Source organism: Pseudovibrio sp. WM33, assembly GCF_001623165.1.
Taxonomy (GTDB): domain Bacteria; phylum Pseudomonadota; class Alphaproteobacteria; order Rhizobiales; family Stappiaceae; genus Pseudovibrio.
Genome location: NZ_LMCK01000090.1, coordinates 189633 through 209058 on the forward strand (window position 1 = coordinate 189633; position 19426 = coordinate 209058).

The window sequence follows — 19426 nt, forward strand, 5'->3', positions numbered from 1 at the left end:
CGCAGTAAATAATTACTGAGTTTTAATTGGGTACAATTACCCGTCCTGCGAGTAAAGGGGGAACGTGTTAACAAGCACTTAATAAATCAGGGATTGCAGCAACCACACTCACCAGTTCGCAAATAAATTTAATTTTATATAATTAAGTCAAAAACTTACTCAACACCGGTATCCAGACAGCTACGTAATATTGTCTGTGCATATTTCCGCCTATTTGTTCTTCTGCAGCCCACCCAATAGCTTAAGTTGCGCTGCATGAATTGACGACTCTACATATTCAATTCAGAAGAGCTCTAAACTTAAGCAAAATTAGAAATAAATCGCTGAATAACTCGTAAGATTTAACTAGATTAACCTTTTGGTTGCCATCATAGTTAAGAGTGCTTTGAAGGAGGCCGCATGGCACTGAAGGTCGAATTAAAACCTGGAGAAAAGTTGATTGTTGGTGAGACACTTATCACTAACGATAAGCAACGTGCACGATTTTTCATTCAGGGAGATGCACCTATTCTCCGAGAGAAGGATATCCTTCTGCCGGAAGACGCCAGCACCATGGCACAGCAGGTCTACCTTGCAGTGCAGGTCATGTATTTAAAGCAGGATATCACGGTCACTCAGAAAGAGTATTTCGATGTGATCGGAAAGATCTTGCAGGCCGCACCAAGCACACGCGACCTTATCAGCGAGATTAGCACCGCAATTTTGCGAGAAGAGCTCTATCGCGCCCTGAAGCTCGCCAAGAAATTGATTGAATATGAAAGGACTTTGATAAGTCATGTATCAACAAGCAACTCAGGCATATCAGCAGTCCGCAAACACCTCGGCCTCAGCGGATCCGAGGGCTCTGGAAGCTGAAGCTCTGATGAAAGCTGCAGCGCGCCTTTCTGTGCTGCAACGTGAGTGGGATACAGTTTCACGCGAAGAACGTAATGAAACACTCATATTCAATCGCACGCTCTGGACAATTTTTGTAACTGAGGCCACTGCAGAGTATAGCGAGCTGCCTCTGGAGCTTCAAAATAACATCGCAAATCTGGCCCTGTTTATGTTCAACAGAACCATGGAAATGATGGGCGGTGCGGAACCAGAAGCATTAGAGACAATGATCAACATCAACAAGTCTCTGGCATCTGGATTAAGAGGCCAAAAGGCAAACGTATAATAACAAAAAGCCTCCGTTTTACGGAGGCTTTTTGTTATCTCAAGAAGTCAGTGATTGTTAGATTTAACAGTATAGACGTTGCTTGAAACGAGGCGTCTAAATCCGTCTTTAGCACGGCTATCTCAGTTCCAACTTCAGTCTTGTCAACGTTCTCGAGCCCGGTCAACGTGTTGTGATAGGTCAGAGACGCTTGCTTTTGCCTCTCAGCAGTACGTTTCACAGTTGTGTTTACCACCGACATCTCTGAGGCTACGCTTTGGATGCCTGAATTTCGATCCCCAGCAACAGAGAGTGCGTCATCGCTCTTACCTGCCAACGAAGCATAGTAGGATTTTGCGACCGCCTCACTCTCAGCATCATCTGGAGTTTTTGCTGTAAAGTCTGCCGCCACAAACACAGCAAGGTTTTGCAACTGCTCGGAAAACGCTGACTCATTCGCGCGCGCGCCATACTCCACGCGCACATTGTCATCAATCTGAACAACCTTGTCTGAACGCGGATCATCAGAGTTCTCAGTACCAGTATACCAGTCGACCAGAAGGTCAGGTGCAGTCTCATAACCAGAGCCGTTCGCTTTTGGCACCTTCGGCGCCGGATCAGTCCGCCCGTGATTACCAAAAAACTCTTCACCAGCCTGCACATCAGCAACCGCACGAAGCTCAGTCTTTGCTATATTGCCTATTGCCTTATCAAAAGCCGCCTGAGCATTTTCAGCGCTCTCCAGAGCAGGATTAGCACCCGTCCCAATCAGGAAGGTTCCCTCTCCTGCATCAGGGTCATCGGTTGCTGTGAGCTTAACAACTGATTTGCTCCCGTCAGGAAGTTCCAGTTCAACCTCAATCGTATCACCAACACTCGGAGTGTCATTGAAAGCAAAGGTCCCCTTCTTCCCTTCAGGATTAGCCGGATCAGTCAGGTCTTCAGGAGTAACCGCTGTTGCAACATCAGCAGACGACGCAGAAACGGAAGTAATTTCAAAGCCAAATCCCTCAACATTGTCCTGTTGAAGTGTCAGAGTAGGAACACCAAGCGGATTTGTCACACTGGATTCGATGCGACCATTTTCAGAGGCACCAACATGAGCATTCTCATAACGCTTCATGAGCTCCTTGAGCCCAAGCTTTCCACCTTGCCCATCCATTATGGCATCAAGTGAGGCAACAGGTGGCTCAGTCGCATCCTTACCACCGAACAGATAATACCCGTTCACTTCAGAGTTCAGCTGCGAGATCGTCTCATGCAGCATAATCTCAGTCGCCTGTTGACTGGTCGTCTGGCCATCTGTGGTCAGCGTATAGTTGTTCTCATCAATCGCACTCACACTCTCAGAGCGCATTTTCTCCATATGCTCAAGAGACTTGCCCATAAGGTCAAGTTGAATGCTGGCAATCGCGTTAGAGTCCTCATAAACCTCAATATTTGAGATCTCGCGGCGCAACTCCAATGCCATGCGAGAATCTGAACTGATGCCACCATAGGTTTGCGACTTCAGTCCAGAAGTCAGCTGAATAGACTTATTCTCCAGCTGCGTCTTTTGCTGCATGAGGAGATCAAGCATATAGCTATGAGATTTAGAATAACCGATTGTATTCATTTAAATAACTCAATTCCTAAAGCAGCATCATGCGATTCTAAAAAGTGTATCATACATTTCGTCGATAGCCGATAAGACACGAGCATTCGCAGCATAAGCATTCTGCAATTCAGTCAGCTTCACCAGCTCTTCGTCTACATCAACCTTATAGCTGTTTTCATAGGCATTCTTAGCAATACTGGTAACAGCCTTTGAGTTGCTCGCAGCTGATGTCGCCGCGCTTGCAATCTGACTTTGCTTGACCACAGTCTCAATGCCAAAATCAGAAATCGTCCCGACATATGGAGCATTCTTTGCTCCGATCCCCGAGCTTGGCGCATACGTATATTCGGTCTCAGTCAGGCGACTTTTCAGGAGGTTTGCACGCTCGGAGCTCTGCTTATCTGGCTCACCTGCTAAAAGACTTGGATCATCAACAATAGCCTTGTTGACAGTCATCCGTTGCGCAAAACCAGTCTTCTGGCCACCATCTTCCAGCGCCCCAGTATAAGGTCCGCCATCCCCCTTAGTGTCTACAAAGAGCGGGATCTCGGCACCATCAGCAGCGGTAACAGTCCGCGTATTTTTCGCTGTAAGACCAGTAATCTCAATAGTACCCGGACTGGTCGGAGACAAAACCTTCAGCTCACCGGCAGCATCAACGGAAACATCAAAACCAGAACCCAGCGCACTGGAAATCTGACTTTCCAGTGCAGTCGAAGTTGCCGGAATTACAATACCATGCACAATGTCATTGGAGTCTGCAGTTACATCCGAAGAAAGCGGCAGCAAACTTGGGTCGGTCACAGCAACAAATGTAACTTTGCGACTTTCGCCATTAACATCAAACTCAAGCTCGATCGTATCACCAGAAGACTGCAGTTTGGATGTATCTACACTCAACCCTGTTGCTGCGGGTGGTGCCCCACCATCATCAGCGGCAACACCTTCAGACGTCTGCTGCGACAAAGACAGCGCCATCTGACTTGCAAGCTCATCAAGGCGCGCTTGCGTCTCTGGAAGAGTATTGTCCCGCAGTTCCACGAGAGCACCCATACTACCGCTCTTCAAGTCATAACTTGAAAGCTCCCTGACGGCACCGGACTGCAACTTAATTTCAATTGAGCTACCTTCAACACCAACACCTAGTGTAGGGCGCGGAGTAAACTGTAACTCTGACGCACGGTGATTGTATAGAGTAGCACCAGACTTCGTCGATATACGCAGCAAGCCATCACTGTCCTGCTTGATTTCAACATCCATCTTCCCGGTCAAAGCTTCCAGTTGGCGGTCCATCTGATCTTGCAAATGAGCCGTTTCCCGGCCAGCAGAACGCTCAACAACAATACTGTCTTCCAGGTTCTCAATTTCTTTGAGGATGGAATTCACTTGCGTTACTTCATCAGCAATCCCAGCATCTGCATCACGGCGCATTTCCTGCGTTTTCTCTGCGGAGCTATTAATGCTTCTGGAAAGCTCTTCAGCAGCATTTACAGCCACTTCCTGTGCACTTTGAGAACTGGGATCTGTAGCTAAAGACGTCAGCGCATTTGTGAAATTGTTCATCAAACTCGGAATAGAGCTTGGGTCCCCAACCTTCCCAAACATCTGATCAAGCTGCGTAATGTATTCATTATATTGAGTTGCATAAGCCGTATCACTCAGACTTTCCCAATAAGCAGACTGGAGCTGGGTGTTGACTTGCCGTTGGATTTGATTGGTCAGAACAGAGGAAGACGAAGTCGAGGTATTGTGAACTTCAGTGCCTACAATCGTCTTGAGCGTATAACCATCAACATCCGCATTGGCGACATTTCTCGCCGTTACCGCAAGCTGCGCCTTCGTAAGCGACAATCCCGACATCGCCGCATTCAGAGCTGCTCCGAGACCCATACCCTATACTCCCTAAGGCAACGAGGTAGGCTGCCACCTACCCCAACAACAGTTTATCGAACGATATTAAGGACAGAATCCAGCATCTGGTTTGCTGTCGACAAGACTTTCGAGTTTGCCGAATACGCCTGCTGAGTGATAATCAACTTCGAAAACTCCTTTGCAATATCAGCATTTGAACTTTCAAGCGCCTTTGCGCGAATGCTTCCACCACCCTGAAAATTCGGCTCACCAGAGGTTGAAGTCGCAGAAAATGCAGCACCATCAATACGTTGTAATTCATGTTCTGCGGAGAAAGTAGCAACCGGAACCTTATAAAGCTTCTGGGTTTTATCGTTAGAATACCGGGCTATGACATTGCCTTCGTTATCGATGGCAACATCAAGAAACTTGCCGACGGGATGTCCATCTTGAGAGGTTGCATCATCCGATATACCGCCAACCCTGTCTTCAAACTGCGTGAGCGTGTCCTGACTAAAATTAAAGGATATGTCACCCAGACCAACACCGTTAACTTCAAGATCAGGAATATCAACAGTCCCGGTAACAGGCGAAGTCAACCGCCCAGCCGCATCAAAGCTCATATTCGCAACAGATTTCCAGGCCACATCATCTCCCGTAGCCTTGGTATTCGTATTATAATAGAGCGTCCAGTCATTCTCAGCATTCAGTGCCCAGCGCAACTCTACGTTTACAGGGGTGCCATTTTTATCATAAAGAGTTTCTTGCCCCCCAGTAATTGATGACTTAACAAATTCATCAGACTTATCTCCAGTCACCACATCACGATTGACCGTAGCACCCGGTGTCGTTGACAAAGGTTTCGCTTCCAAGTCCAAATCCATAACAGTCACACCAGTAGGTGCACCAACCTGGTCAATCTTCAAATCTTGTAGGGCTGAAATACTGATTGCTCCACTCCCCAGCAGCTCAGCGGTAACCCCATGCATCCCATTCAATTTATCGAGTAAATCCTGAACCGTGGTTTCTGCATCGATTGTAAACTCTTCCTGTGCAGAACCATTCAGATTGAACGTCAGTTTATTGGTGTCCTCAAACTGTGTCGCGTCAACGAGTTTGCTCTCTGCAGTCAGCGCTGCCGAAGATGTTCCTCCAGTTACTAATGCTGGCATTGGCAGAGTATGAGCATTGGCAAATATGCTTAAATCAACGTACTGAGAGTTGGCAATATCGTTCTGATAGTTTCCTGTAGCTGGCGTCGAAGGCAGGTTCGCCTCATATTCAATCTGTGTCGAGGGTTGCGCTGGCATGGATGCATCTGAAACCTCAATCGGCACAGCCCGGTCACCGACTGCACCGGTTGCAGGATTAATCGGATAGCCCTGCAGGAAGTAACCGGCAGAATTTACTAGGTTACGATCTGTATCCAGAGTAAAGTCACCAGCACGAGTATAATAATTCTCAGGTGGTTGTTGTGTTAAACCATCTCGGTTCGTAACCAAAAAATACCCTGGCCCATTGATCGCCATATAGGTGTTACGATCAGCAGAAGTGATGTCACCAGACAGGTAATTCGTCGCCCTAGAGGTCGCGAGAACAGTACCGGAAACCTGTTCAGCCTGTCGACTACCTGTACTGGAGACAAGATCGGAGAAGCTTGTATCAAGGCGTTTATAGCCAGTGGTCGAAGAGTTCGCCACGTTACCGGAAATGTTCTCCAACGCCTTGGACTGTGCGTCCAAACCGGTCGTTGCAGCGTTGATAGCACCATAAATACTCATCGAGCCCACCTAGAATTCAAATTCGCTCATGCTTGCGCAGATCTTTGAACACTGAATGCAACTTACGTGCCAAACTAAAAAATGCAATTTATTCAGTCATTTCAATAATTTACAATTTTAACCTATTGTTAAACATAAGAATTACCGCCTAAACCCGGCAAATAGCTCGCCCTACCCGGCACATAATTCCCAGAGAGCTAAAAGAAACCGAGCAAAGATCGAAACCACTAGATAAGCCCAATGGCGCAACCCTGCAGGGATTGCCCATTGTCTAACGAGAGATTACTGTTTTCGCCAAATCACGATACTCAAGCAGGATTTAGCGATGAAATTTCAAGGGACCTCCCAATACGTTGCCACAGAAGATCTCCGGATCGCAGTCAACGCAGCTATTACCCTTGAGCGTCCCCTGCTTGTAAAAGGCGAGCCTGGAACCGGCAAAACTGTCCTAGCTCAGGAAATCGCCCAGAGCTTAGGCGTCCCCTTCCTTGAGTGGAACGTCAAATCGACCACAAAGGCTCAGCAAGGCCTTTACGAATATGACGCGGTTTCCCGTCTCCGCGACAGCCAGCTTGGCGATGAGCGCGTAAAAGACATTCGCAATTACATTCGCAAAGGCAAACTTTGGACTGCTTTTGAAATGAATGAACGCCCGGTTCTTCTGATTGATGAGATTGATAAGGCCGACATTGAATTCCCGAACGATCTGCTTCAGGAGCTGGATCGCATGGAGTTCTTTGTTTACGAGACTGGCGAAACCATCAAAGCAAAGCAGCGTCCAATCGTGATCATCACCTCAAACAATGAGAAAGATCTTCCAGACGCTTTCTTGCGCCGCTGCTTCTTCCATTTCATCAAGTTCCCAGATGCAGAAACAATGACAGAGATCGTCAATGTGCATTTCGGCGAAATAAAAGACCGCTTGCTTAAGGAAGCACTCAACGCATTCTATAACCTCAGAGACCTGCCGGGCTTGAAGAAAAAGCCATCAACCTCTGAACTTCTGGATTGGATTAAACTACTCCTGAACGAAGACATCGACCCGGAGACACTCCGCGAAACCGAAAGCCGGAAAGTTATCCCGCCATTGCACGGCGCACTCCTCAAGAACGAACAGGACGTTCATCTGTTCGAGCGCCTCGCCTTTATGAACCGTCGCTAGTATCTGCATTGCCTGGCTTGAAAATGAAGCAAAACAATAAAACCAGTTTTTTGAGCCAGCACATACTTTCCAGTGCATCAAAAGCAATTCTCGCAAGCTGCCTGCTTCTTACAGGCAGCTTACTCGCACAAGCAAACAGCACCATCTCGGAAAGCCTCCTCTACCAGCCGCATACACTGCACAACGGCTGGCGCAAAGATGTGGACGCACTAACGCACTTCACCGGCATGTTTTGCCCGGACTATATCAGCAAACTTTCCCGATCAGCTCTCGTTCCCGATCTGAAGGAACTCGGTATCGGATGCATTTACGAAACCGAGAACGGCGAGATCAAAGTCATCTTCCGCCGGCACAAAAAAGACACGGCGACAACTCTCATAAACAACTTCAAAAGCGGATATCGTCAAAGCCACTTCAAACCACTGGATCTGAAGACACCGCAAAATGAGGTTGCGTTCCGAACCGAAACAACAATGCGGATGGGCCGCGTCGAGAGTTTCACCGCCTACACAGCCCCAAGCGCTGACTATACGGTCTGGGCATCCATTTCAGATGATCTTCCGGTAAGCGAGCTTGAGAAGATCCGAATTCTTTTCAAAAAGCTTACTCTTCGCGTCGAACAGGAACAGCGCCGTAACTAACGCAGCGTAGCTAAATTGGCGGATCGCCCAGCACACCTACATCAGTGCAAGCCTCATATTACAACACACCGCGTCGTAAGCGACCAGTACAGTTGCCTAAACCATTCTGCCAACTAAATATCTTATAGGCACGACTGAAAAGAACTCAGTTACGAATGCATGCATCACTTATAAATATTTCAGTAATTATGAGACAAAAACCCCATACTATTAGGGGAATACTATCACCTTCCAAATTCAATCGAAAACATGTAGGTTTCAAACAGAGACAAAGCAAGTAATAAACAAACAAGTCCATCCAATTATGCTGCATCGCAATATCGCATAGCAGCACAAATACAACTTAGAATGTTTCTACCTCTTAGGAACATAAAGTAATAAAGTATATCTGGAGGATAACATATGCTTCGCCTGATGCTGTTACGCCATGCAAAATCCGACTGGAGTGATGAGGGTGCTCACGATCATGATCGCTCCCTTAACACCAGCGGTTGGAAAGCCGCAGCAAGGGTTGGAGCCCACATCCACCAACATCATATGCATCCAAAACTGATCTTATGTTCTACGGCTCTACGGACACGGCAAACACTCATGGAAGTAATGCCATACTTGCGCAGTGATACGCGCATTCAACTGCTCAGGGATCTCTACAATTCGAGCGAAGGTGACTACATAGATGCAATCCGCGCCTACGGTGGTGGCTTCGACACTATCCTCATTGTCGGCCACAACACAGCTATTCAGGACACAGCTCTTGAACTCACTGGCAAAGGCAACCCTGAGTACATACACCAGATGCAATCCAAGTACCCAACCGGAGCTCTCGCTGTAATAGACTTTGAAGAGCACCGTTGGTCAGAAATTGACCGCAAGAAAGGAAGGATCGTCTCATTCTTCCAGCCTCGGCACCTGCAAGCTGTTTCAGGCTCCTGACTAGGAAAATTTTGCGCAATTCAACATTTATTGGCGCATTTGCGATTGCATTCCTCCAAAGAACGCACCACATCGTTCCTTGGAGGATGATCTGTGAGCCCACTGAATTCATTATTTAAAAACGCTAAGCTGGCCCTAACTGATGCACAAACAGCATTGGACAATCTAACGGGATCAGCGATTGACCTAACAGTCCCCACTGTCCGTCTGGGTGTCACTGGATTGGCACGTTCCGGGAAGACCGTCTTTATCTCAGCTCTCGTTCACAATCTCATTGCCGGAGGTCGCCTGCCTCTGCTGGATGCCGCGGGCACAGGACGGCTCGCGCGAGCATATCTTCAGCCTCAGCCCGATGACAATGTTCCACGGTTCAACTATGAGCAGCATGTCGAAACGCTGACAAAGGATCGCCTTTGGCCGGAGTCCACACATCAAATCTCCGAACTTCGCCTGACCATCGAATACGAGTCCGCCACATTCTTGAACCGCCAGTTAGGCGGTGGCAAACTGCACCTCGACATCGTGGATTACCCTGGTGAATGGCTCCTCGATCTTGTTTTACTACGACAGGATTTCCGGCAATTCTCAGAGGAAGCCCTAAAACGCGCTAAAGCAAGGCCAGATTTGTCAGAAGAGTTTCTGTCAACACTCGCGCGCTATCAAGATAAGCTGCACGATGAATTTTCAGAGGACATCGCAAAGGATCTGGCAAGCACCTTCACCACGTATTTGAGCCGCTGCCGGGATGATGAGAACGCACTATCCATGTTGCCTCCTGGTCGCTTCCTCATGCCCGGCGACATGAAGGGCACACCAGCCCTCACCTTCGCCCCGCTCAATCTGGGTGATACGCAGGTCAAACCCAAAGCAGGCACGCTCCTCGCCATTATGGAGCGCCGCTACGAAGCCTATCGCAAGCACGTGGTCAGACCGTTCTTCAAAAACCACTTTGCCAAATTAGACAGACAGATTGTGCTCGTGGACGCACTCACAGCAATCAACGCTGGCCCTGAGGCCTTGGATGATTTGAGCGGAGCCCTCACTGAGATTATGGGCGCGTTCAGACCCGGCAAAGCAAGCTGGCTATTCTCAATAGTCTCTCGTAAGATCGATCGCATTTTGTTTGCAGCCACAAAGGCGGACCATCTGCGACGCGAGGATCACGATCATTTGGAGTTGCTCCTCAAGCAGCTGGTTGAACGAGCAATCAACCGCGCAGAGTTCTCAGGCGCTTCAGTTGAAACGCTCGCCCTCGCATCCGTCAGAGCCACCAGGCAGGCAACCGTTCATCACGATGGTGCAGAAACCCCCGCGCTCCTCGGCACACCAATGCCAGAAGAAACCATTGGCTCCATGAGGTTTGACGGCGAAGATGAAGCAGCTATTTTCCCCGGCGATCTTCCTGACGATCTGAGTGACCTTTTCTCTACAGAGCAAAGCCACGGCACGCCGGAAGATCAGACCGCATTGAAATATGTGCGCTTCCGCCCTCCAAAGCTGGAACGCACGGCAGAGGGGCTGACCTTATCTCTCCCTCACATCCGTTTGGACAGCGCAATGGAATTCTTGCTGGGAGATAAACTCGCATGACCAACAAGAAAACACAGCAACATAAGCCTCAGGCACGCCGCGCTCCCAAAGCATTCAAACTGGATGACAGCTCCGTCCGGCTGGAGGGGGAGTTTGCCCACGAACCACTTTCCTCTGAAGCCGTTGTGTCAGAAGAAGATGAAAACGCGTTGGCCCTGCCACAGAACAATGTTGCCCCAGAGCCAAAACCAGCGAAGAGTCGTTGGAGCAAGATCATCGCCATTGGCGGTGGCGGCCTCGTCTCACTTGCCGTTGGCTTGGCTGTCGATAGCCTAATCAGAGACCTCTTTGCTCGCTATGACTGGTTGGGCTGGACAGCTGTTGGCCTCACCGCTCTCGGCTTTCTCGGACTGATCGGTTTGTTCTTCAAAGAATGGCGGGCACTCTCTCGTTTGGAGCAAATCGACCATATACGCGATGACCTCCAAACCGCAGCAGACAACGATAGCGATAAGGAAGCCCGTGCAGCTCTACAAAAGCTAATGGCGCTCTACGCGGACCGTCCGGAAACAGCTCATGGCCGCGCTCTGCTAAAAGGTCATATGCAGGAAATCATTGATGGGAGAGATCTCGTCAAACTGGCAGAACGTGAGCTGATGGCACCAATGGATGCACGTGCCCGCTTGATCGTCATGGAAAGCGCGAAGCGTGTTTCTGTAGTTACCGCACTATCACCTCGTGCACTCGTTGATATCCTGATCGTACTTTACGAAAACCTGCGCATTGTTCGCCGCATCTCCCGTCTTTACGGAGCCCGCCCCGGCGCACTCGGTTTCTGGCGCCTTTCACGAGATGTAGCGGCTCACCTGGCCGTCACAGGTGGCATGGCCGCAGGAGATAGCCTGCTGGAACAGTTCATCGGTCAGGGCTTAGCAGCAAAACTTTCCGCACGTCTTGGCGAAGGACTAGTCAATGGCTTCCTCACAGCACGCATTGGCGTTGCTGCAATTCAAACCTGCCGCCCTGCGCCATTCATCGCCACAAAAGGCCCATCACTAACGGAGCTCATGAGCGAGATCACGAAATCTGCCCCAGATGAGATTGCAGATCAGGATTAACGAATATCTCACGCCAGCCCTATGCTTCCCCCAATCTCTTGGTATGTTCAAAGGGCTGACAAAACAAAGGCGGCAGACACAGCTATGATCACGCGCAAAGTCAAAGTGGTAGATGCACAAGACAACTGGGCCGAGGAGTTCCGGCTGGAGCAAGAAATTTTGCGTGAGCTACTCGGAGATATTGTCGAAGACATTCACCATATTGGCAGCACATCTGTGCCAGCTCTTGCCGCCAAACCAATTATCGACATCCTGCTGGAAGTCTCCAGCATCCCAGCACTCGATACTCAATCTGCAAAGCTGATCAATCTTGGCTATGTCGCCAAAGGTGAATACGGCATTGCAGGTCGCCGCTACTTTGAAAAAGGTGGTGACGACCGCACCCATCACCTTCACGCGTTTAAATCAGGAGATCCGCACGTTTACAGACATCTGGCCTTTCGTGATTACCTGAAAGCTCATCCTGAGATCCGTGAGAAATATGCCCACCTGAAGAAGAAAACAGCGAAGGAGGTCAACGGAGATGTCGAGGGATATCGAGAAGGCAAGAAAGATTTTGTTGAGCTTCATCTCGCCAAAGCGATTGACTGGGCCAGAGGCTCTTATTGATCCCTATGCTTTTGCCTAAGGTGTCAATTGCACTCTCGACACTGCACCGCCCAATCGCATAATGTGCCCCCATGTTTATTCAGTTTTTCGAAGAACTAAAATCCGCTGGTTTACCCGTATCCGTACGCGAATATCTTACGCTTATGGAAGCGCTGGACGCTGATCTGGCCGGCAAACGGGTGGAGGATTTTTACTTCCTCGCCCGTGCAACGCTGGTCAAAGACGAATCCAATCTGGACAAGTTTGATCGCGTCTTTGGTCACACGTTCAACGGATTGGACCTGATGAGCGAAGTGGCAACCACAGACATTCCAGAGGAGTGGCTGCGCAAGCTCACAGAAAAGCACCTTTCTGAAGAAGAGAAGAAGCTTATCGAATCCATGGGCGGCTTTGAAAAGCTCATGGAAACACTCCAAAAGCGGTTGGAAGAACAAAAAGAGCGCCATCAGGGCGGCAACAAATGGATCGGGACAGGCGGCACATCCCCATTCGGCGCGTATGGCTACAACCCTGAAGGCATTCGGATCGGACAGGATGGAAGCCGCCATCGCCGAGCAGTCAAAGTCTGGGACAAGCGCGAGTTCAAGGATCTGGATGACACAGTTGAACTGGGCACCCGCAACATCAAGGTTGCCCTGAAACGCCTGCGCAAGTTCGCCAGAACCGGAGCAGCTGATGAGCTGGACCTGGACAACACCATCAAATCCACTGCCCACAAAGGCCTGCTAGATATTCAAATGCGTCCCGAACGGCGCAACTCGGTCAAAGTGCTTTTGTTCTTCGACATCGGCGGCTCAATGGATGATCACATCCGCGTCTGCGAAGAATTGTTCTCTGCTGCCAAAACCGAGTTCAAGGTGATGGAATACTTCTACTTCCACAATTGCCTCTATGAGTTCGTCTGGAAAAACAACCACCGCCGCCACACAGAGCGCATCAACACGATGGACGTGCTTCATAAATATCCAAGCGATTACAAAGTGATCTTCATTGGCGACGCCTCAATGAGCCCCTATGAGATCACTTATCCCGGCGGTTCAGTTGAGCATTGGAACGAAGAAGCAGGCAACGTCTGGGTAAAACGCGTGACAGACCTTTATCAAAAAGCAGTCTGGCTCAATCCGGTACGGGAAAAGCACTGGGATTACACCCATTCCATCGGCATGATGAAAGAGTTGTTTGATCAGCGCATGTACCCTCTCACTCTGGAAGGCATGGATTCCGCCATGAAGGAACTTGTACGCTAGACGTGTTCCGTTTGATTAAATTCAATCAAACGACAAGAACTCGCTCCACCAAAGAGGTTAGAGCGCGGTGCGTGAATGCGAATGAACGCGACGAGTTCTGACAACACAGCGCATTTAACTTCCCCTTTTTGTAATTTTATAACTAGACTGCAAGTAGCATTGAGATCTAGACAGCAACCGCGCTTGGCAAAAAGCATGCTTCACACCTGTTTTGGAGAAGAAGCTGCAACACGCTTTCAGCTGGGCGCAAGCTGATTGCGTTAGGCAACAAGTGCACCAGAAGAGCTAAGAGAGGCTATGCTGTGAGCAAATCTATTTTGTGGCAACTGTTTACAAGGACATCGGCAGGCACCATCGCCTTCATTGCGCCGTTCCTTGCTGCCAATGCCAACGCAACAACTATTCCGCCGATTAACTCGCTTATTCCAGCGCTCATAATTGAAAGCTGCCTCGACAAAACCGACGCAGCTTTGGATAGCCCGGAATTCATCGACTGCCTGACCAACACCCTCACCAGACAACCTGAGGGCGATAACATACATAGCAGCGATCCGACGCACAGGCCTTCAACAGCGAACCATGTCGCCAACTCACCAGATCGTCTGGATGGCACCAACGTGGTTGTTTGCGCCTCTGAAAACGCTGGTTACACCAAGTGCAAGATCTCGAACGCCAACCGCAATTACGTCCAGTTGCTGCGTCAGACCTCTTCAGCGCTCTGCAAACTCAATGAAAGCTGGGGCGTCGTCCCATCGCATCTTTGGACGGATAAAGGCTGTTCTGGCATCTTTTATGTTGGCAACAAACCGTACGCTCGCAAAACCGTAAACACGGTAAGTGCCAGTTCGTCTTCACTAAAGAAGCAGATCAAGTCAGCCAGCTCAGGTGGTTTGATCACCCCCATTCCGCAGCTTCCTGAATTTACGAAGGACGGATGGCGTAAGTGCGCTCTCGAATTTCAGGTTTGCGAGCTACCCTACGCAACAACCGTTCGCTTCGGCAGGCCCGGCGCATTTTACGAGAAGTCTGCGAAAGGTGATGTTCATTGCCGGACCGATTTCTTCGGAGACCCAGATCCTGCCGCAAGAAAAGCATGTTATTACAAGCTGAAGCGGGATAGCACATCTCCACAGGCAGCGCCTCCAACGCAAGTTGTGACACAAGACTTGCCGCCATTGGAAAACAGCCAGATCGCACCGGAAGATGATCTGGCAATCAATGTGGCCGAACCACTCTGGCAGGCCCGCCGCGCCTGCTCCACACTGGGCAGCAAGATCATCGCAACCAAGAATTCCCTGTCAGAGTTGCCGCCTGTCTATTTGGGCCTCGGCACCTTCACCAATCAACAAATGAACCAGAAACCAGTACTGGTACGAACAGGGGACAAACTCGCTGGTCGCGGTGTCTACCAAAGTCAGGGCATGTACGTGCCCTTCAACTTTTCCTGCGCGCTCAACAGCAACGGAAGAGCCGCCCAACATTTTGTTTTCCATGAGCAAAACACAGACCTCATAACACAGGACCTTCTGCCAAACCCTGACAAATTCCTTCAGGAAAAGGCTCCACTGAATGGATTTGACGGTCCTTATGTCTGGGTGTCTGGCCTCCCAACAGGTGCAGGCGACAAGAGCGCTGTTTTGGTCCATGGCGTACCAGAAACAGACGATACCGACTTTTACGCCCGCTGCCTGACTGGAAGCGGTGATATCGAGATCATGTTTCAGTCAACCGTCCCTGCTTTGCAGGAAGGCGATAGTATCCTGATTTCGCTAAGCACAAGACGGTTCAAGGAAAGCTATGTTGGCGTCGGCAGTTCGTTGAATCAGGAAGCCGGGGTTTCCCTGCCACTCCTCACTTTGAGCAATGGCTCTTCACTTTGGAACCGAATGGTGCGAGACAACGAGTTGAAGATCAATCTGGGCGGCTATGCTATCTACAACGTAAGCCTCAAAGGCAGTGCCAAGCACGTACGCAACTTCATCCGCGCATGCAGCGCCAGCAAGTAATCTAGGCTACTAAATCTTGAAGTATTTGCCTGGCGTCGTGCCAAACGCTTTACGGAACTGAGAAATGAACGGACTTGGCCCTTCATAGCCAAGTTTGAAAGCCACATCACCCACACTTCGGCCTGCTGAGAGCAGCTCCAAAGCACGAAACAGCTTGGCCTGCCCACACCATTTGCGATAACTCCAGCCCGTCTCATCAAAGAATCGCCGCTCAAACGTGCGCTGGGACATAAGCGTCCGCTCCGCAGCATCCGCAAGGCTCGGCAGGTGCGCAGGGCATGACAGGATAGACTGGCAAAGCTCTTTCAAAAGCGCGTGGTTGACTGGCATCGGCAATTGCAGCGGTGCATCTGGCAAACTCTTCAATTGATCAACAATCACCTGCGCAATCCGCGCTGTCGCCCCATCAAGCGCATAGTCCCGGGGCGCTGCCATAATCTCTTGTATCAGCTCGCGCAAGAGCGGCGTCACCTGCACCACAACAGGCTTATCAGAAAGTCGCTCAGACCAGTCCTCTCGCAGATACAGGCTCCGAAACTGTGTTTTGATCGGATAGACAGTCCGATGCATCATACCTCCGGGAACCCAGACTGCACGCTCTGGCGGTACAACAAATGTCCCCTCCTCAGTAAACACAGTCGTGGACCCTTGCATAATGTGAACCAGTTGCCCGCGTGAGTGTGCATGCGGCTCCCCTTGCCCTCCAATGGGCATATCTACCGCATAAGCAACAATGGGTTGCGGACGATCCACCTCATGTGGGTCCGCAAAAACATCAGCATGAATGGGCATCAAACACCTCTTGGCGACTTCAAGATATTTTTTGGCAAACTAGTGCTATCACGTAAACAAACTTTTCGCTTACTTAATTGCAAAACTCATTTCTAAGAACGAAGCACCATGTTGAATATCATTAAAGACATCAGAGCCGACTGGCGCTCACCCTTTGTATTTTTGTTGGTCCTCACCGTCGCCTCACAGCTTTCGTTTTCTGTGTGGTGGAACCTCATCAATAACTTTGCCGTCAACACGCTCGATTTCACCGGACAGGAAATCGGCATACAGCAATCTATCCGCGAAATCCCCGGCCTGCTGGCATTCACAGTCATTTTCATGCTGTTGATCTTCAAAGAACAAACGTTCACGTTGATCTCTTTGGGCCTGATGGGGTTCGGCATTGCAATTACAGGATACTTCCCATCCGCGATCGGCTTTTATGCCACCACCCTCATCATGTCTTTCGGCTTCCATTACTACGAGACGCTCAAGCAGTCTCTATCCCTGCAGTGGTTGCCAAAGAAAGATGCCCCTGCGCTCCTCGGACAGATTATTGCGGTCTCATCGCTGGTCTCATTGTGCATCTATGGCTCGATCATGATCGGCTGGAAGACGTTCGACCTGTCCTATGAGCAAGTCTTCCTATGGGCAGGGATTGCAGGCATGGCCCTAACCATCTTTGCAGCCTTTGCCTTCCCAAAATACAAAGCACACGTGGAGCAGCACAAAAAGCTGATCCTACGCAAACGCTACTGGTTGTACTATGCACTCACCTTCATGAGTGGCGCCCGCCGTCAGATCTTTACAGTCTTCGCTGGCTTCCTGATGGTCGAGCGTTTCGGTTACGAAGTACATGAAGTCGCAGCTCTGTTTCTGCTGAATGGCGCGATCAACATGTTCCTTGCACCAAAGATCGGCGCTTTCATTGGCCGGGTTGGCGAGCGAACCGCACTGACTTGCGAATATGTCGGCTTGATCATCGTCTTCTTGTCCTACGCCTTCGTCACCAACGTGTACGTGGCTGGCACCCTTTACGTGATCGACCATGCTTTCTTCGCCATGGCCATCGCAATGAAGACCTACTTCCAGAAGATCGCAGATCCGGCAGACATTGCACCAACCTCCGCAGTCGACTTCACCATCAACCACATCGCAGCTGTGGTGATTCCAGTGGTATTCGGCACAATCTGGCTCTTCTCTCCTGCATTGGTGTTCATCGCAGGCGCATCCATGGCTGCCGTCAGCCTGATCTTGAGCCGCATGATCCCGCGCAATCCGGAACCTGGCATGGAAACCGTTTGGGTCCCTGCCCGCCAGCCACAAGCAGTTGGCGCTGAGTAAACGCTTACAATCACACAACAAAAAAAGGCTGGTCCAATCGGACCAGCCTTTTTTCATTCAAGCTCTACAGCTGATTAGCTCTGGCTCTCTGGAATATGAACCACGAGACCATCCATTTCATCAGTCACACGGATCTGGCAGGAAAGACGTGACGTGTCACGAACATCCTGAGCAAAGTCGAGCATATCTTCTTCCATAGGCTCTGGTTCACCAGTCTTGTCATTCCAGGCTGGGTCCACATACACGTGACAGGTCGCGCAAGCGCAGGCACCGCCACATTCCGCTTCAATTCCAGGAACCATGTTCTTAATTGCGTTTTCCATAACGGTGGAACCGGCAGCAGCATCCACCTCATGGCTTTCACCTGATGAGGTGATGAAAGTAATCTTTGGCATATTTAAAGTCGTCCCGACCCTGATTGGCTTATTCTGTTGTCTTCAGATACATGCAGGCGCCCAGCTATTCAAGAACTTCTGGACCAGACCTTATGGTCAAACCCGCGCAACCAATCATACTTTACGAATTCTGCAGCTCTGAGAGATCCGCCGAGACCTCGGCAAGGCAACTCTCAACAGTCATTAGCAACGGCACAGTTCCGTTCGCAGCTTCCTGCTCAGCTTGCTCCAGCGCCTCCCCAAGCGCAAACGCACCAACACCGCGTGCAGAGCCCTTAAAGCGATGCAGCAAAGCACAAAGGGTTTCTGTTCCCATTGTCTCGCGCAATCCCCGACGGAACTCTTCTATCTGGTGAGCAAACATTTCCAGAATCTGAACTTGCAAATCCGGGTCATCAAACGTCACAGAAGAGAAGTGATCCCTACATATAGCACTTGTAGTTTTATGTAGTTCCATAGCCAAGTTTACGTTAGGCCTCCAAACACAGCCAAGTGACTCAAAGTTATCGCGATATTCTGAAAGTTGATTCGCTTGAGTGACTCAAACCCTGCCACCACCAAGACTCTGCAGTGACTCTACCCCTCATTTCCCATAGGCAACGGAATCTAGTCCCCAAAAGAAAACACAGGTTTTTATTTCATGGTTAACAAGATCCTACCGCCCAGATTCAAATCTAGACTCGTGAACCCGTCACCGGTCCTCACTGCCATTACACGTTAAAATTGACAAGGCGCTCTGTTAAAGATGGTTAACAAGATTTTTCGAATTACCATCGCGCTCCAGCATCGCACGTCCCTTATCGGTCAGCTTGCAGACGAGCCAATCCGGCTTCAACGGGTTGGAAAACCAAGGCTCCGCCCAACCTGCTGCAATACACGCCCGCACAGTTGCAGCTGGCACTTGTCGACCGCTCTCATCGAACAGCGGTAACTTTCCACCTGCTTCGTTAAGACCTCGCCTTAACCATTTGAGTTGTGTGGGACTCGGACGATTGGAACCTTTAGAACTGACTGGAGAATTTTCGCGATTAGTCATAGTGAGTTCCCCCCAAAATTGCTGCCTGTGACTTATCGTAGGGCACCTAAAAATCCCGGCAACTTCTGTTGTACAGTCCACCGGATTGTGCCATTAGGTTAAGGGTAGCTGCAAGGTGGGGAAATCTAAATCTTAAGGTACCGTTAACATTAACGGTCCGCTTTGATTCTGAAAACTCCCTGTTTTTGGCCCTAGAAGTTCGACGGTGCTCTCAATTCAGAGCTGTCGGATTGCATGGGGCCAAACCTATTGTTGTCTGAA

Annotated in this window: 18 protein-coding genes; 11 read left to right on the forward strand and 7 right to left on the reverse strand. The window is 49.7% G+C overall.

What is annotated here, in order from left to right; all coding sequences use genetic code 11:
* The first annotated feature begins 399 nt into the window (after positions 1–399).
* Positions 400–855: a flagellar biosynthesis repressor FlbT gene (locus PsWM33_RS16260; RefSeq protein ID WP_063289608.1), complete on the forward strand. Its 456-nt coding sequence runs from the start codon at positions 400–402 to the stop codon at positions 853–855.
* A complete protein-coding gene (locus PsWM33_RS16265; protein WP_082827035.1) occupies positions 776–1162 on the forward strand; it encodes a flagellar biosynthesis regulator FlaF in 387 nt (128 codons plus the stop codon). The genes PsWM33_RS16260 and PsWM33_RS16265 overlap by 80 nt, the downstream gene beginning before the upstream one ends.
* Before the next feature lie 34 nt (positions 1163–1196).
* On the opposite strand, the gene PsWM33_RS16270 is transcribed toward PsWM33_RS16265, so the two are convergent.
* Genes PsWM33_RS16270 through PsWM33_RS16280 form a run of 3 tightly spaced genes read right to left on the reverse strand, consistent with a single transcriptional unit; the run spans position 1197 to position 6370 of the window.
* Complete coding sequence (locus PsWM33_RS16270) at positions 1197–2756, reverse strand: hypothetical protein (RefSeq protein WP_208994589.1); 1560 nt, start codon at positions 2754–2756, stop codon at positions 1197–1199.
* A gap of 27 nt (positions 2757–2783) precedes the next feature.
* On the reverse strand, positions 2784–4628 hold the full coding sequence (gene flgK, locus PsWM33_RS16275) for a flagellar hook-associated protein FlgK (RefSeq protein WP_082827036.1): 1845 nt from the start codon (positions 4626–4628) through the stop codon (positions 2784–2786).
* 53 nt (positions 4629–4681) lie between these two features.
* On the reverse strand, positions 4682–6370 hold the full coding sequence (locus PsWM33_RS16280) for a flagellar hook-basal body complex protein (RefSeq protein WP_063300907.1): 1689 nt from the start codon (positions 6368–6370) through the stop codon (positions 4682–4684).
* Between the two features lie 325 nt (positions 6371–6695).
* Here PsWM33_RS16280 and PsWM33_RS16285 point away from each other — a divergent pair, with 325 nt between their 5' ends.
* The 8 genes from PsWM33_RS16285 (at position 6696) to PsWM33_RS16320 (ending at position 15616) form a co-directional block, all read left to right on the forward strand.
* Positions 6696–7532, forward strand: coding sequence for an AAA family ATPase (locus PsWM33_RS16285; RefSeq protein ID WP_063289612.1), 837 nt, complete (start codon positions 6696–6698; stop codon positions 7530–7532).
* A gap of 23 nt (positions 7533–7555) precedes the next feature.
* On the forward strand, positions 7556–8173 hold the full coding sequence (locus PsWM33_RS16290) for a hypothetical protein (protein ID WP_208980694.1): 618 nt from the start codon (positions 7556–7558) through the stop codon (positions 8171–8173).
* Between the two features lie 402 nt (positions 8174–8575).
* Positions 8576–9106 carry a SixA phosphatase family protein gene (locus PsWM33_RS16295; protein WP_063300909.1) on the forward strand — a complete coding sequence of 177 codons (531 nt, stop codon included), beginning with the start codon at positions 8576–8578 and terminating at the stop codon, positions 9104–9106.
* A gap of 93 nt (positions 9107–9199) precedes the next feature.
* Complete coding sequence (locus PsWM33_RS16300) at positions 9200–10696, forward strand: YcjX family protein (RefSeq protein WP_063300910.1); 1497 nt, start codon at positions 9200–9202, stop codon at positions 10694–10696.
* The gene (locus PsWM33_RS16305; protein WP_063300911.1) at positions 10693–11754 is read left to right on the forward strand and encodes a YcjF family protein; all 1062 of its coding nucleotides are present in this window, start codon (positions 10693–10695) and stop codon (positions 11752–11754) included. Before PsWM33_RS16300 ends, PsWM33_RS16305 begins: the two co-directional genes overlap by 4 nt.
* An 84-nt stretch (positions 11755–11838) precedes the next feature.
* Positions 11839–12363: a GrpB family protein gene (locus PsWM33_RS16310; RefSeq protein WP_063301114.1), complete on the forward strand. Its 525-nt coding sequence runs from the start codon at positions 11839–11841 to the stop codon at positions 12361–12363.
* A 71-nt stretch (positions 12364–12434) separates the two neighbouring features.
* Positions 12435–13610, forward strand: a complete 1176-nt coding sequence (locus PsWM33_RS16315) for a vWA domain-containing protein (RefSeq protein ID WP_063300912.1) — start codon at positions 12435–12437, stop codon at positions 13608–13610.
* 302 nt (positions 13611–13912) lie between these two features.
* On the forward strand, positions 13913–15616 hold the full coding sequence (locus PsWM33_RS16320) for a DUF3011 domain-containing protein (RefSeq protein WP_208994590.1): 1704 nt from the start codon (positions 13913–13915) through the stop codon (positions 15614–15616).
* A gap of 9 nt (positions 15617–15625) precedes the next feature.
* Here the strand turns inward: PsWM33_RS16320 and PsWM33_RS16325 are convergent, their stop codons facing one another.
* Positions 15626–16408 (reverse strand): AraC family transcriptional regulator, encoded by a 783-nt coding sequence (locus PsWM33_RS16325; protein WP_063300913.1) that lies wholly within the window; start codon positions 16406–16408, stop codon positions 15626–15628.
* A gap of 108 nt (positions 16409–16516) precedes the next feature.
* On the opposite strand from PsWM33_RS16325, the gene PsWM33_RS16330 reads away from it, so the two are divergent.
* Positions 16517–17734, forward strand: coding sequence for an MFS transporter (locus tag PsWM33_RS16330; RefSeq protein WP_063300914.1), 1218 nt, complete (start codon positions 16517–16519; stop codon positions 17732–17734).
* A 74-nt stretch (positions 17735–17808) separates the two neighbouring features.
* On the opposite strand, the gene PsWM33_RS16335 is transcribed toward PsWM33_RS16330, so the two are convergent.
* The 3 genes from PsWM33_RS16335 to PsWM33_RS28045 form a co-directional block, all read right to left on the reverse strand.
* On the reverse strand, positions 17809–18129 hold the full coding sequence (locus PsWM33_RS16335) for a 2Fe-2S iron-sulfur cluster-binding protein (protein ID WP_008547474.1): 321 nt from the start codon (positions 18127–18129) through the stop codon (positions 17809–17811).
* A 121-nt stretch (positions 18130–18250) separates the two neighbouring features.
* Positions 18251–18535 carry an Hpt domain-containing protein gene (locus PsWM33_RS16340; protein WP_063300915.1) on the reverse strand — a complete coding sequence of 95 codons (285 nt, stop codon included), beginning with the start codon at positions 18533–18535 and terminating at the stop codon, positions 18251–18253.
* 333 nt (positions 18536–18868) lie between these two features.
* Entirely contained in the window at positions 18869–19165 is a 297-nt protein-coding gene (locus tag PsWM33_RS28045) for a hypothetical protein (RefSeq protein ID WP_063300916.1), read from the reverse strand.
* Positions 19166–19426: the final 261 nt, after the last annotated feature.